At 48.1% G+C, this 14627-nt stretch carries 15 protein-coding genes; 3 read left to right on the top strand and 12 right to left on the bottom strand.

Annotated elements, in window-relative coordinates; genetic code table 11:
• Positions 1-32: 32 nt before the first annotated feature.
• From D515_RS17845 to hinT, 8 genes are all read right to left on the bottom strand, one after another.
• Positions 33-1325 carry an NAD(P)/FAD-dependent oxidoreductase gene (locus tag D515_RS17845; RefSeq protein ID WP_002540495.1) on the bottom strand — a complete coding sequence of 431 codons (1293 nt, stop codon included), beginning with the start codon at positions 1323-1325 and terminating at the stop codon, positions 33-35.
• 404 nt (positions 1326-1729) lie between these two features.
• Entirely contained in the window at positions 1730-2269 is a 540-nt protein-coding gene (gene ycfP / locus D515_RS17840; protein ID WP_002540493.1) for an alpha/beta hydrolase YcfP, read from the bottom strand.
• Positions 2270-2497: 228 nt separating this feature from the next.
• Positions 2498-3349 (bottom strand): DUF6279 family lipoprotein, encoded by an 852-nt coding sequence (locus D515_RS17835; protein WP_002540491.1) that lies wholly within the window; start codon positions 3347-3349, stop codon positions 2498-2500.
• Between the two features lie 24 nt (positions 3350-3373).
• Positions 3374-4216, bottom strand: a complete 843-nt coding sequence (locus tag D515_RS17830; protein WP_002540490.1) for a phosphotransferase — start codon at positions 4214-4216, stop codon at positions 3374-3376.
• Between the two features lie 3 nt (positions 4217-4219).
• On the bottom strand, positions 4220-4813 hold the full coding sequence (gene lpoB, locus D515_RS17825) for a penicillin-binding protein activator LpoB (RefSeq protein ID WP_039850289.1): 594 nt from the start codon (positions 4811-4813) through the stop codon (positions 4220-4222).
• Positions 4814-4835: 22 nt separating this feature from the next.
• A complete protein-coding gene (locus D515_RS17820; protein ID WP_039850279.1) occupies positions 4836-5222 on the bottom strand; it encodes a YcfL family putative periplasmic lipoprotein in 387 nt (128 codons plus the stop codon).
• Positions 5222-6664: a COG3014 family protein gene (locus tag D515_RS17815; protein WP_002540487.1), complete on the bottom strand. Its 1443-nt coding sequence runs from the start codon at positions 6662-6664 to the stop codon at positions 5222-5224. Before D515_RS17815 ends, D515_RS17820 begins: the two co-directional genes overlap by 1 nt.
• A complete protein-coding gene (gene hinT, locus D515_RS17810; protein ID WP_002540486.1) occupies positions 6664-7014 on the bottom strand; it encodes a purine nucleoside phosphoramidase in 351 nt (116 codons plus the stop codon). Before hinT ends, D515_RS17815 begins: the two co-directional genes overlap by 1 nt.
• A gap of 434 nt (positions 7015-7448) precedes the next feature.
• Between hinT and D515_RS17805 the strand changes: the two genes are divergently transcribed.
• Positions 7449-9452: a methyl-accepting chemotaxis protein gene (locus D515_RS17805; protein WP_002540484.1), complete on the top strand. Its 2004-nt coding sequence runs from the start codon at positions 7449-7451 to the stop codon at positions 9450-9452.
• A 63-nt stretch (positions 9453-9515) separates the two neighbouring features.
• On the opposite strand, the gene D515_RS17800 is transcribed toward D515_RS17805, so the two are convergent.
• Positions 9516-10559, bottom strand: coding sequence for an NAD(P)H-dependent flavin oxidoreductase (locus D515_RS17800; protein WP_002540483.1), 1044 nt, complete (start codon positions 10557-10559; stop codon positions 9516-9518).
• 367 nt (positions 10560-10926) lie between these two features.
• Here D515_RS17800 and D515_RS17795 point away from each other — a divergent pair, with 367 nt between their 5' ends.
• A complete protein-coding gene (locus tag D515_RS17795; RefSeq protein WP_002540482.1) occupies positions 10927-11802 on the top strand; it encodes a glycoside hydrolase family 17 protein in 876 nt (291 codons plus the stop codon).
• A 65-nt stretch (positions 11803-11867) separates the two neighbouring features.
• Positions 11868-12773 (top strand): glycoside hydrolase family 17 protein, encoded by a 906-nt coding sequence (locus tag D515_RS17790; protein WP_002540481.1) that lies wholly within the window; start codon positions 11868-11870, stop codon positions 12771-12773.
• A 56-nt stretch (positions 12774-12829) separates the two neighbouring features.
• On the opposite strand, the gene D515_RS25030 is transcribed toward D515_RS17790, so the two are convergent.
• From D515_RS25030 to D515_RS17775, 3 genes are all read right to left on the bottom strand, one after another.
• Positions 12830-13309 carry a prepilin-type N-terminal cleavage/methylation domain-containing protein gene (locus tag D515_RS25030; protein WP_002540480.1) on the bottom strand — a complete coding sequence of 160 codons (480 nt, stop codon included), beginning with the start codon at positions 13307-13309 and terminating at the stop codon, positions 12830-12832.
• Positions 13310-13452: 143 nt separating this feature from the next.
• The gene (locus tag D515_RS17780) at positions 13453-13896 is read right to left on the bottom strand and encodes a GNAT family N-acetyltransferase (RefSeq protein WP_002540479.1); all 444 of its coding nucleotides are present in this window, start codon (positions 13894-13896) and stop codon (positions 13453-13455) included.
• Between the two features lie 21 nt (positions 13897-13917).
• Complete coding sequence (locus D515_RS17775) at positions 13918-14499, bottom strand: NAD(P)H-dependent oxidoreductase (RefSeq protein WP_002540478.1); 582 nt, start codon at positions 14497-14499, stop codon at positions 13918-13920.
• Positions 14500-14627: the final 128 nt, after the last annotated feature.

The raw sequence follows: 14627 nt of genomic DNA, 5'->3' as shown, positions 1-14627 counted from the left end.
TTTGGCAGCTTTTCTTTTTCCGAAGCCTGCAGTTAGTGCAGTTTCAGCGACGGGCGAAGTACGCGGTTGATGCGGCTAACTACCATCATCAAACCGGTTTTAATCACCCCGTGCAGCGCGATCTGGTGCATTCGGTATAAAGAAATGTAAACCACACGTGCCAGTCGGCCTTCTACCATCATCGAACCACGGGTCAGGTTACCCATCAGGCTACCTACGGTTGAGAAGCGGCTCAGAGAAACCAGCGAACCGTGATCTTTGTAGATGTATGGCTTCAATTCACGGTCAGTCACTTTCGCCACAATGTTCGAGAAACAACGACTTGCCATCTGGTGTGCTGACTGTGCACGAGGTGGAACCATAGTACCGTCTGGTTGCTCACAAGCTGCGCAATCACCGATAACAAAGATGTCTTCGTCACGGGTGGTTTGCAGCGTTGATTTCACCACCAATTGGTTGATGCGGTTAGTTTCAAGACCTGCGATGTCTTTAAGGAAATCTGGCGCTTTGATACCAGCTGCCCACACCATGATTTGCGCTGGGATCTTGTCGCCGTCTTTGGTGACCAAACCATCTTCGTCCGCTTTGACAACCATGGTCGCCGTTCGAACATTCACACCCAGCTTAATCAGTTCTTGCTGCGCAGCACCAGAAATGCGTGGCGGCAATGCAGGAAGAATACGCTCACCGGCTTCAACCAGAGTAACGTTAAGCTTAGAGCTATCCAGATCCTGGAAACCGTAGTTGTGCAGTTCTTTGATGGCATTGTGCAGCTCAGCGGAAAGCTCAACACCTGTTGCACCGCCACCAACAATCGCGATGTCAACGGTACCGTTACCGGATTTCGCATGCAGTTTCAGGAACTCATTGTTCATTTCGTTACGGAAACGGCGCGCCTGTTCTGGGCTATCCAGGAAGATACAGTTGTCACGAACACCGGCAGTGTTGAAGTCGTTTGACGTTGAACCGATAGCCATCACCAGAACGTCGTAGCTCAGTTCGCGTTCAGGCATCAGCAACTCACCGTCTTCTTCGTCGTGCAACGCCGCCAATTTGATGGTTTTGTTATCACGATCGATGCCGGACAGGCTACCGAGTTGGAAATCGAAATAGTGGTTTTTTGCGTGGGCGCGGTAGCTGATTGCATCCACACCTTCGTCGAGGGAACCGGTCGCAACTTCATGCAGAAGCGGCTTCCAGAGATGACTTGCTTTACGATCAACAAGAGTGACCTTGGCGCGTCCTTTACGTCCAAGTGTGCGTCCTAGTTTGGTTGCCAATTCGAGGCCACCAGCACCGCCACCGACTACAATAATTTTGGTCACGATTACTTCCTCACCATGATTTAAATACGAAAAAATTGGGCTACATCCCGCGATGACAGAATCGCGCGATGAAAGAAAATGTGTTTAAACAACCTTCGTATTCGGTCGATTATAAATATCGCTTGGAGAGGTAAAGAGCTTTTGTTTTCAACGTTATAAACGCGCATTGTTGTTTATTTTATGTTACACGCCGACACCCGCATTTTTACGACATGGTGCTCATTTTTTGTTGAAACCATTATACAGGTCACTTGATCTCAATCAATTTTTAAATCCCTAAATCCGCACTAAATGCAGCGAAAATAGGCGAGGCTGATGAGTTTTGCGCCAATTGATAACATGGCTGATACAAAAAGAGCACCAACCTTAGCAGCTGATGCTCTGTAATCCCTACAAACCAAATGTTACGCGTCTTTAAACGCTTTCATTGCCTGTAGGTGATGGGAGATGCTTTTAAACTTGTGCGTCTGTGTGTCGTCCCAGACGATTTCATAATACGGGCTCAACACTTCTTCGGAACGGGTGTTATCCAAGATTTCATCTTCTTTCGACAATACCACCATACAACGGCCAGCGTTTTTGGCTCGGAAGCTCTCAACACATTTGGTCGCAATATCAGCATACTCTTCAGGACGATCGATTCGACCTTCCATGTTTTCTTCCGGGAACAGGTTCGGATTGAAGATAACCTGTTTGATGCCACTGAGAAAGCCGATTCGCTCTGACCAGAAGCCGCCAAGCCCCACACCACAAATCAGTGGTGATTTGTCATCAGACATTTCCATTTGCTTGCTCACTTCCTTAAGAAGGTGCTGCATGTCGTGTTTAGGATGAAGTGTGCTGTAGTTGATGAAGCGAACATCTGGGTCAATAAACTGCAGTTGCATGACCTTTTCGTGGTTTCCGGGGCTGTTTGAATCAAAGCCGTGAAGATAAATAATCACTAAAAGTCCCTCTCACTCGTCGCTGGTGTTCCCAGCTTTTAATCTGTTTATACCCCAATCAAGTTATCCGCGTTGGAATGCAGTAAACCAAGGCACTGTTAACCTTGTGCGGTCAAACAACTCGGGTACCAAAATACTATCACCCAATCACGCACATTATTAAGGGTTAAGACCGAAAGACGGGTACGGCTCAAGGTTTTGAGACGAATTGGCGATTCTGACATTCCATCAGTTAAGAACGGCGGTGATATCTTCACTGTAAGAGGCCAATTTCCGGCGCATCGCCTTTCGCTGGCTCTCAGTTAGGTGGCGATCCAAGCGCTGCAGCAATTCATATCGTCTAGCCAGATACAGCGCCATGTCATTCTTGTGCTGCTCACTTTGGAACGCGATGACGTTAGCAAAGTAATCATCGATACGGTCGCCAAGATTCGGGGCTTTGCGATTCGTCAGAATGCCTTCGAGCTCGCCCATAAGTCCATCGCGGATACTGTAAAACACAGGACGCATTTCAATCTGGTAACTGGCCATCTCCAAAAACTGCTTCTTTTGCTTGGCATTGACAGACTTCACCCAGAATTCCGCACGCTCGATAAGCCGTTCCTGCCTTCGAGAGTGCTGCTCATCCAGGCTACCTTCATTCGCTTTCTCGACGGCTTCTTCAATATTTGTGTTGAGAATGTCGAGCCACGCCTGCGCCTGCTCATCGCTTAACGAGGAGATTAAATTGACCAGCGCCGGCGTGAGGCCTTCCAAAGAAGCTTGAATACGATCATTAATAATGTGGTGATACTCGCCTATCTGAGAGTAAGAAAGCGGCTTCGCCATATCAGCTTCAAGTTGGTTTAGCAGAGCCTGAATTTTAGGCAGTTCGTTTTGGCGGTGCCATGCGTGGAAAGCTTCCAAATCGGCATCCAGCTGTTTTTGCTGGGCTGATGTGGTATCGACATAGTCAGAGAGGTAGTAATCAATCCAGAACGGCAGTGTGTTGTAGGCAAACTGGTTGGTGCAGGCAGAAAGCAGAAATACAGCGGCCAGCGACAAAAAGAAATGCCTAACTGAAGATTTGCTGAATGTCATTTCCGTGATTCCCCCGTGGCTTGTTTAAACTGCCATATGCCCTTCCGCTTTTGCTAAAAAGAAGACGCTTCTCTCGCGATAAATCTCGTCACCGTACAGTTCAAAGCCGAGTGCATACCAAAGGGCACCCAAATAATTTGCAACAGGTAGCCATTGTCTGCAGGCGCACTGCCAGTCAGCAACAGAATCTATACGTCTAATTTGACAGTATTGATTGACCAAGGTTTCAAGTTCTAGTCCATTTGCGAGAGAGGTCATTACTAAATCCATCGCCGGATCGCCAAATGCAGCATACTCCCAATCTATGACTTTGATTTCACCATTTTTCTGGCGGATAAAGTTGTAGTAACCCAAGTCGTAGTGGCAAGTAGCAAGCGGCAAGCCTGAGGTAAATCGATGTTTCTGGAAGTGCTCATGAGCTGCATTCAATGAATCATTCAACGAGCTTGTGGAAAGGTTGCTGTAGTACACCAATCCTTTATCGAAAGGATCAAACGTATTCGAAAGCGGTGGCAATTCATGGACCTTGGCCTGAAGCGTCGCTGCGATGTCAAGCGAAGCCTCTATCATGGTCTCGCCTTCAATCCAGAGATTTAGCAACCCCTCCGGATAGCGTTTTACTGGCTGGACAGTCAAGCCCGCTTTTGACGCTACAGTTAGGGCTTCAAATTCAATGTCACGGCTTAAGCCAAATGCCTTTGCGGATGCCGATTCAGGGCGCCAAACATATTGGCTCCCATCTTCCGCAGTGAGTTTCATGCAGCGGTTACTTAATCCGCCCTCAAGAAACTCTGCTTGCTCAATAATAAAATCAGGCCGCAGTCTTGCAATGACTGCGGCCTTCTCTTTTTCATCAGCTGAAAGCAATGATTACCATCCAATCAGAGACTTAGACTGCTTCTTACGGATTTCAGTTTCGTCCGCCCATTCAATAAGGCCCGTTTCCAGATCCATCAGGCGCATGGTCATTTTGTAGTAGACGTCTTTGTCGCTGCCGTCTTGCTTGTTGATGCTCGACAGGTTGCCATACAGCATGTATTGCGCACCAACCATTTTACCGAATTGGATAGCAGTACCTGGGTTCACCAGTGCATCGTTGTTTTGGAAATCCAACTGTTCACGCACAGCTTCAACGCGGGTCATGTCAACAAAGCGGAATTTACCAGAGTTGATCAAACGAGTGCTGATGGTGTCAGTGATAGATTCAGTATCAATATGCTCAGCGGTTTTGTTTTTGATTGACTCAACAAACACGATTGGACGTTCGTTGCGGGTGATAAAAGATACAGAGCCAGAGGACAACATGCTGTCTGTCATCTCAACCGCTATCTTTTGCAGATCGGTCGAGCCGAAGTCAATCGTTGTGGTTTCCACTTCCTGAGCATCGCCATAGCTCACCTGCTTGGCACATCCTCCCAAGATAAGTGCAGCTGCACCCATTAGCACAATTAGGCTTTTCTTCATTGCTTTACCCATTTCGTTATAGTCACTGAATATTTCTGAGCGAGACTCGGAAGTTCTTCGCATCCGGGTTTAACGCCACACCCTGAAGTGTCACTGAATCGCCACCGTAAACAATAAACTGGCGCCACGGCGACTTGCCGCTATCCACTTCCAAGCCCTGTGCGTCATACCAATTAAAACGGTACTGCAGGTTCTGGGACTCATCACTCTTATTGGTCACCATCACCTGTGCCAGCAGTCGCTCGTTCACGATACTGGTTTTCGCGTTGCCAAATTCGAGGTTCTTCGCCAACACCGAATTTCCCAACACCACATTTTGGTTACTGCTATCAATGCTGATCCCAGCGGTGTTGTTCGCACAACCTGCCAACAACATGCTTGCTGATAACAGAACTGCTGCATATCTCATCATATGCCTCCTAATATCCCCTGCCAATGAACCACTTGACCGCCCTGTCTGGATAGCCAAACTAACGTGGTTTTTCCTGATTCTATGGTTACGTTAATAGATTGTCCGTCAGCATTCACTGTGTGCTGACCTAAAGAATAAAACCCGCTGTAAACGCCCGCACTTTCAGGGAGCGTCTGCCAGCTTCTGGTATCCGGTTGCTCACTCAACACATTAAAGATGTTGACGACGAGATTGCCAATGCCACTGTCATCTTTTTCAGTCAGAGACTTGCGCATCTCGTTTTTTGCCACAACACGCAAAATCTGACGCACCGCCATCGCCGGCATGGCTTCACTTAACGCGTTCTGTGCCATGCCGTTCACATTCGCCAATTGTGCTGGTTTGACTGTTTGCCCATCCACACTGAATGCTTTTTGGGGAGCTGCAGTATAGGAACGGTAATAGGGCAAACTCACCGTATGGGCTTCAAGATAGCCCTGACTATCAGACAACCACAATGGCAAACGCCAGAAATCCCGAGCATTCACCACGCCTTGTTCATTTAATACGACCAACTGCCCTTTCGATCTGTCCGGACGTTGATACTGGCCATATTTTTTCTCAAGCAATCTCAATTCATCGCGACGTCCCTGACGCAAAGCGACGCGCATCGCGGCATCCGCGATATATGCGTTGTCAGGTTCCACCGCTAAAGCACGATTGTAATCAATGAATGCACCGTTCAGGTTTCCTTCCGCTTCATAGAGCAACGCTGAGAGGTAAAACAGGTAACCATTCTGTACCGAACCTAACAGCTTGCCTGCAGGAGGATATTTCGCCAACACTGCGCCGACATTGTCGTCGATGCCATTCTGTGTTGCCGTGTTTGATGCATTTTGAAGCTCGCTATCTCGCAGTCTTTTCGCTCGCTCCTGAACCTGATTGGCGCGACGTGCCTCAACCAATGCACCTTGGAGATTGTTTTCTTTCAGATAGTTCAGCATCAAATAGAGATGAAGGAAGCCAAGCTCATAATCCGGCGGCATATAGGTGAGCATGTTGTCGTTGGTCACCAATGCGCCTATCTGATCGACGCCTTTAGAAAGCTGGATAATCGCTTTGTCTTGTTCTGCCGTTGCAGCTAAATCTGCTTGTTCAAGTGCGGTTTTACTCTGTTCAATGTCGCCAGCAAGCAGTGCCAAGCGTCCTTTTTCCATGCCATCCAGAATCTCACCGTTGGGGGAATCGGGCAGTTGCTCCAACGCCTGCTGATACTCACCCCTAGCCACCAGCGCATGTGGCTGTTGCAACGCAGCGGAGTAATGACTGAACAACGCCTGTGCTGAAAGACTGGCGCACCCGACCAGACTGAGTCCCAGACTGAATGCCACCAATTTTTTTGAAAATGACGAATTGGCTCTGCGCTTACCAGCGAGAGCCAAGAAAGACTTTTTAATCATTAACCGATCAGCATTGGTCCTAGAGGACGGCCACCAACCAGGTGCATGTGAATGTGGTAAACCTCTTGGCCACCGTGATTATTGCAGTTCATGATCAGACGGTAACCGTCTTCTGCAATGCCTTCATCAGCAGCCAATTTGCGCGCCACAGTAAACATTCGGCCAAGTGCCAGTTCATCTTCCGTTTCAACGTCGTTCACGGTTGGGATCAACTTGTTTGGAATGATCAGGATATGACTTGGAGCACGAGGATTGATGTCTCGAAAGGCAGTAACAAGGTCGTCTTGGTAAACCACGTCAGCCGGGATTTCCTTACGAATGATTTTACTGAATATGGTTTCTTCAGCCACGGGCAACTCCAAATGAATCGGTTACAGAGCTGTAAGTATGCTAGAGACAAAGAGTTTGGGCAATAATGAACAGTGTTTTTTATCGTAGATAGTTGCCTCTACCTCAATTCTTCACTTTCCGTAACAATTTCATACCAACTGAGAAACAGCTTTCAGCTTCAGTTATCAACCCCTAGCTTTTTATTAACCACTCTCTCAACAAATTTGCGTCTCACTTCAAAGGTTGGAAAGTATTGACCTTTTTAAGTTTAAAGTTTTTGAAATACTGGCGGATGACAAGAAAAGCGATGTGTTAGAACAGGGCTGACCTTCCCGTTACGAAGCAGGAAGCTCGGCATATAACTACAAGCAATAATACTAAGCGTGTTCCTTTTCTTTTTACTAGAACGCGCGTTTCGGGAAGCATCGGTTAATCGCCGGTGGGAGGAATATAAATGGCTAAAAAACGACAAAGCTCTGTGATTCGTCGGATGTATGCCGGCTTTGCGGTACTCGCAGTGAGTCTGGTGGCAACCAACACCCTTAACCTTAAAAGTTCTCAAGACATCCACGACCAGCTAGAAGTCGTCACCTCAGAAGCACTTCCCCTCGTCTCCTTATCTAACGAAGCCAGTGTTAGCCTTCTTGCCGCAGACAAAATATTCAAAGACTACCTGACCAGTACTAATGGCTCACAAAGCGAACAAGTATTGGAAAACTTTGAAGCAGCAAGACAGAAGTTCGATAAGGCACTGAACAACCTCTACCAAGCCTCTTCCGGTCAGGCAGAATTGGCTTCGCAATTGGAATCTCTGCGTGAGATCGAAAAACGTTACTTCTCTGAAGCATCGGTGGCGATTGGTAACTTCCAACGCCAGCAAACTGCAAAAGAAGAGGGTGTGACCGCCGCTCGTCAGTTCCAGCGCATGAATACGTCACTGGCTCTGGGTATGCAGGACTTCGTGGCGAATAATGGTTCCACGACGCTGAAAATCATTTCAAAAACCTACTTTAAAAAGCTTCAGGAAACGGAAACCCACACTTCTGACGCATTAGCCAGCAACAAACTGGCTGATGTAGAAAAAGCCATGAACGGCAACCGCCGTAGCGTGAAGCAACTGAACTACTCTTTCCGTTCACTGACTTCACAGCTTCCAGAATTGAAAGAGAAATTCCAGAAAGACATTGATGCCTTTACCCGCGACGTGAGCCGCGAAGGTGGTGTCCTTGATCAGCACTATGCATACCTGGTTGCGACTAACGAGCTTTACACCAACATCGGTAATCTTGCGTCAGAAGTTGACAGTGCGATGGACATTCTCGACCAGTTCCGCGGCCAAGCGGAAAGCGTGATGTCTGCATCTATCGCACAAGCTAACGACACCTTCAAAAATGGTGTTCGCCAGACGATTTTCATTGGTGCGCTGATTCTGGCAATCACCGTCTTCATTGGCTGGCATATTGCGCGAAGCGTTCGTAAGCCACTGAGCAGCACCCTAAACGTGCTGGAAGCCATCACTGAAGGCGACATGACCCAACGCATCGAAGTGAAAGAACACAATGAATTTGGCCAGCTGGCAGACCACATCAACACCCTGGCTTCAAATCTTCAAGGCATTCTGCGACAGCTTCGCGATGCTGCAGAAGAGCAAGCTGAAGTCGCAGCTGCGAACCAGTCCACCACGCAAACCGCAAAAGCTCAGCTTAATGAACAGCGTCAGCAAACTACCGCAGTCGCTGCGGCCATGACGCAAATGGAGCACTCAGTGCAAGACGTTGCAAACAGCGCGCGCCACACCATGGATAAAGTGATGGAAGTGAGCGATGCTGCGACGAAGGGCCGTGAAATCATGACCCGTAACATCAGCACGACCCACCAGCTTTCAAGCCGTCTGGATGATTCTGTTGCCGTGGTTTCCTCACTCCAAGAGATGACTGCGAATATCGAAACCATTCTGGACGTGATCAGCAACATCGCCGATCAAACCAACCTGCTGGCACTTAACGCGGCTATCGAAGCAGCACGTGCCGGTGAACAAGGGCGAGGCTTTGCGGTTGTGGCAGATGAAGTTCGCGTTCTGGCGAAACGTACATCCGACTCAACGTCTGAAATCGAAGAGATGATTAGCAAGCTGCAGACCCAATCAAGTCAGGCAGTGTTAGTGATGCAGGAATGCGTGGAAGAAATGAGTAACAGTGTTGCGCAGGCGTCTGACGCCAATTCAGCGATGGAAGAAATTGAAGCCATCATCATGATGATCAGCGACATGAGCAGCCAGATTGCGCAAGCCGCTTCCGAGCAAAGTACCACTTCTGCGGATATCGCTCGCAACGTTGAGCACATCAGCTTTATCGCCGACAGCAGCTATACCGCCATGCAGGACGTGGCTGGCGCGAGTGAGCGACTGGACCAACAAGCCGTTAACCAGAACGAACTGGTTCATCGCTTCACGGTGTAATCAAAATCACCCAACAAGAAAGCGGGCTCATTGCCCGCTTTTTTATTGGTCTCTACTTGCAGTTCAGATACCCATCAACTTTCGAGTGATCGCTGCCGCGCCGATCGCTTCACAATGGCTGTTATTCACTCCTGACCATAATGGTGTGAAATCATCCCTGCCTTCTTTTTCTGCTGCTGCGCGCAAGAGTCCCATTTCAATAGAAGCAAAAGGAAACACCGGTGCTTTTTCACTGATACAATCCAATGCTGCCATGGCGCCATTAATGATTCCCCGCGCCGGGCGGCCAGAAAACACATTGGTCAGTGCCGTATTTTTTGCTGCTTCCGACGTCAAAGCGCGACGGTGTAACGCCGAAGTGCTTGCTTCGTCACTCAGCAAGTATGCCGTACCAATCTGAACCGCATCTGCACCGAAAGCCAGCGCCTGTACCACCTCATCGCGAGTTGCGAGACCGCCCGCCGCTATCACGGGTAAATTGATCGCATCGGCCACCTTGGGCAATAACTCCATGGTCGGCTGCTGAGCATCCAATGACTCAGTCAAAAACATTCCGCGATGCCCGCCCGCCTCAATACCCTGAACGATAACAGCATCCGCGCCGTTATCTTCCAACCATTGCGCTTCTTCCAACGTTGTCGCAGAGGAAAGGACTTTCGCCCCCCACCCTTTTACACGCGCCAGTAGTGAAGGCTCTGGCAAACCAAAATGGAAACTGACAATAGGTGGCGCAAAGTCCTCGATGGCATCAGCAATCTCGTGACTGAATGGAAGACGACTGGCTTTGTTTCCCAGCGCAGACTCATCAATCCCATATCTTTGAAAGAAAGGTTTAAGTTGAATGCGCCAGGCTTGGTGGCGCTCCGCATCAAAGGGATAAGAGGTATGACAGAAAAAATTGAGGTTATAAGGCTTATCGGTGCCCTCTTTCATGCGCTTGATTTCTTCAACGACAGCGCCGGCATCCAGCATGCCACAAGGTACTGAACCTAGCCCGCCAGCTTTGCAAATCGTAAGCGCCAACTTGCTGTTTTGTACGCCAGCCATGGGGGCCTGAATCAAGGGCAAATCCACTCCAATCCATTTGGCAAAATCAAACTTTTCCATATTCATCACCCCAATTTTCTGTACATTTTAACCTATGCACCATCAAGGCTATACCTTACGCCAAAATCCCAGTTTAACCAGTGAGCAACTCCTTATTTTCCAGAATCTTAAGCTCGCTAAAATGAATCAATATGCATATATAGATACTTTTGACTCACATCTATTCAAATGTGATCTAAGTACATGTTCGTAACATTTCGGGTTGTCATATTTCTTTCCTATGGCTTAATTCGAAAAAGAAAGCGCTTTCTTTTCGGTTTTTGGTGCCACGACAAGATCGATATGAAGGCCAATCTAAAAAATAAAAAACCGACAGTGAATAACCGTACTCAAAGAAAGTGCGACTATCCGAAAGGGAGTTTGGAGAGTGTCAAGCAGAATCAACCGAGCTGCGCCTCATGGTGAGGAGTGGCTGAGCTACCTCAAGCAAAAAACACGTGATTTGGTGGATGCGAAGATCCATGGGATCTCATTCAGTCCTTATGTCGACGGACAGGGCCCAGGCTCCATCATCACTGAAGCTCAAATCCACGAAAGGCTTCAGATCATTGCCCCGCACGTTAACTGGGTTCGTACTTTCTCCTGTACTGACGGTAACGAGCTCATTCCAAAAATCGCCAAAGAGTATGGTTTAAAAACCATGGTTGGCGTTTGGATTGACGGTAACCACGAGAAAAACGAAGAAGAGCTTCAAAACGCCATCGCTGTGGCGCGAGAAGGCCATGTCGATATTCTCGGCGTGGGCAACGAAGTCATGCTTCGTGGTGACCTATCCGCAGATCAACTGGTCAGTTACATCGAGCGTGCAAAAGCAGAACTTCCAAACGTTCAGGTCGGTTATGTTGATGCCTACTACCTGTTCGAGGATTTTCCAAGCGTTGCAGATGCCTGTGACGTCATTCTGACAAACTGTTACCCGTTCTGGGAAGGTTGTCCGATAGACTTCGCCGTGCCTTATATGAAGGAAATGTATCGCCGTGCCATAAATGCCGGCAAAGGCAAGCCAGTGATTATTTCAGAAACCGGCTGGCCTAACGAAGGGGTTCCTGAGCGTGGCTCAGTGCCTTCTGAAGAAAATGCCCTTAAGTATTTTGTTGAAACTTATGCATGGGCAGAAGAAGAGAACATTGATGTGTTCTATTTCTCGTCTTTCGATGAAGCCTGGAAGGTGGAAAAGGAAGGCGCGGTAGGTGCGTACTGGGGTCTTTGGGACAAAGACGGCAACTTCAAGTACTCAACCTAACAGAACACATTACAAGGCGCCCGCGGACTATCTGCGGGCATAAGAAAACTAAGGTAAAAAGCGCTATGGAATACAGAAACGCCATTTGTTACTCAGGCTACCGTGAAGGTCAAAACCCTCGTGAGGGAATTTACCCAACGTACCAAGAGATCAAGGAAGACCTTCTTATCCTATCCCACAACTGGTCTGCACTGCGTCTATACGACTGCGGCACTCATGCAAGACTGGTATTGGATGTTATTCGCGACGAAGGACTTGATTTCAAAGTAATGCTAGGCGCAGACGTTGCGGCTGAAATGAACAACCCAAATTGTCCTTGGGGTGCGCAGTTCAGCGAAGAAACGCTAGAGAAAAACCGTCAGCACAACCAACAAGAAATTGATCGTCTCATTGAACTAGCAAACGCATACCCAGATATCGTGGGTTATGTATCAGTCGGCAATGAAGCAAGTGTTGAATGGACCGATCACCTGATCTCTGTAGAGAAACTGGTTGAGCACGTTCAGAAAGTAAAAGACAGCATCAGCCAACCTGTCACTTTCTGTGAAAACTACGTGCCTTGGACATACAAACTGGACGCACTGGTTGAAGTGATTGACTTTATTTCCCTGCACACTTACCCAGTTTGGGAATACAAAACTATCGACGACGCGCTGGAATACACCAAGCAAAACTACCGCGATGTCGCCGATCGTCACCCAGGTAAGCCTGTCGTTATCACCGAAGCTGGCTGGGCAACAGCCTCTAATGGCCGCGGTATTGAAGCATGGAACGCGTCTGAAGAACTTCAGGCAGCTTACTATGACCAACTGCTGCAATGGACGCGCGATGAGAAGATCCTGACCTTCGTCTTCGAAGCGTTTGACGAGCCATGGAAAGGTGATAACCACCCTGAAGAGCCAGAGAAACACTGGGGTCTGTTCAAGGTGGACCGTACACCGAAACTAGTCATGCAGTCTCTGTACGGTTGACTACAACGAAGGGCGGATTAACCGCCCTTCTTTTTTCCTGCCGCTTTTTCTTCCCGCTAACAACCCGCCGTCAGCATTTCAATTTCGTAAAGATGCTCAGCTGTAGCTTCGTGATAACGAACCGCGCAATAGATATCGTCATTCGCATTTGCTCCCCAAGGAATCGCCTCTTTGTACTCAGGGAAGGTCACGATCGCTATCCGGCGTCCGTTACTTTCACTGGTATTGACGATTAAGCCGCGGCCTAAATTGAGGATTTTCTGAAAATTGTCGATATGAGCTGATGGATAGCCAAAGCAGGTATAGATACCGTTAGACAAAAACGAATCATCACCACGGCACTTTTCCAGTTTCTCTTCCAAAATGGCTTTGGCATTCACCATGGAAGCAGCACTTTGAATCGCGGCTTTCACCTCATTCAACACGCCGTTTTTAGCCTGAGATTCAAAGCTAACAAATTTCGGTGCCGCGGTGACGGCCAACACCGCCATAATGATGACAACAACAAGCAATTCGATGAGTGTAAAGCCTTTCATAATGATCGTTTTTGGCAAAAAACGCCATTCTACAAAGCAGAATCAGAATGTCTTTACTTAGAACACGAAATTTATGGAACGAATGACTGGTTGACCATTTTTCGAACTAAGGGCGTTCACATTTAGAACAATCGGTATCATCCCTATCGAACGAGCCTCATTGGCACAAAGCGAATGCCATTGAAATCTGACTCTCTCCCTGTCGCTTCAAAACCTTGCGATGCATAAAATGCAGAAGCATTCACAGACGAGCGTAGTGAAATTTCATTAGCACTCGATGTAGTCAAAACATGCTCCAACAACCTTTTGCCCAATCCTGTGCCTTGTGCAGATTTAGCTACAAAAAGATGGGTCAGATAATTCCCTTCACGCAGCGCTGCAAACCCGACTGCCTCATCCTTGCTCAACGCGATGACTGTGTAGAAACGAGAATCATCAAAAGTGGTTGCAAGATCTGGCAGGATCCGGGATTTAAACTCAGCCTGTCCTTGTTCATCAAACAAAGGCATAACGTCTGCCTCTGATACCGATCTCACTAATTCCTGAGCCGCCTCCAAGTCCCTTAACACCACTTTGCGGATTTCCATCTTCTCTCCCTACTGTTGACCTTAAAACTTCGCTTTGATCTTCAGGACAAATTTATCGACCTGCTCCCTACCCGCCTTTTCGGCGTTATAAAGAGAAAGGAAAGTCACCTTACACTCTTTCGCGCACGCACCTAAAATCGCTGTTTTCAATACGCGCTTCACCGGCTTGTGCATCACTAGATTATCCACCCACCAAGGTGAACCAAGTGTCGTCACCACTTTCACTTCTTTGAGGTTGCCCAATTTCGGCTTAATTGCCCCTAGTTCCGCGTCATGATCATAGGCATAGCCAGGCGCCCATACACGGTCAATCCAGCCTTTCAGCATGGCGGGAAAGCTGAACCACCAGGTAGGAAAGACAAGCACTAAGGATTCCGCCTCCACCAGCTGTTCAAGCTCTTTGTTAAGCTGACTTCGGTCAAAGTCTTCGGCGTAGTAACTTTGCCTTTCTTCTGCACTTAACACTGGATCAAAACCCTCGCCATAGAGATCCAGCAAGGTGATGTCATAGCCTTTCGACTCAAGGTGTTTAATCGTTTCCTGACAGAGGTAACTGCACAGACTTTCCTTAAGAGGGTGCGAAAGCACCACCAAACACTTCATGACGTTCTCCCTAGGGGCTGCTGACCTTTGGTGATGATTTTTGCAGCAGTTTGTGGAGATTTTATGCAAGGCAGAGGCTTCGACGTGTAGCTAGCCTACATGAGAAGCCGATAACGCAGCAGAAATTC

Source organism: Grimontia indica, assembly GCF_000333895.2.
Lineage (GTDB): Bacteria > Pseudomonadota > Gammaproteobacteria > Enterobacterales > Vibrionaceae > Enterovibrio > Enterovibrio indicus.
This window is presented reverse-complemented; position numbering and strand designations above follow the sequence as displayed.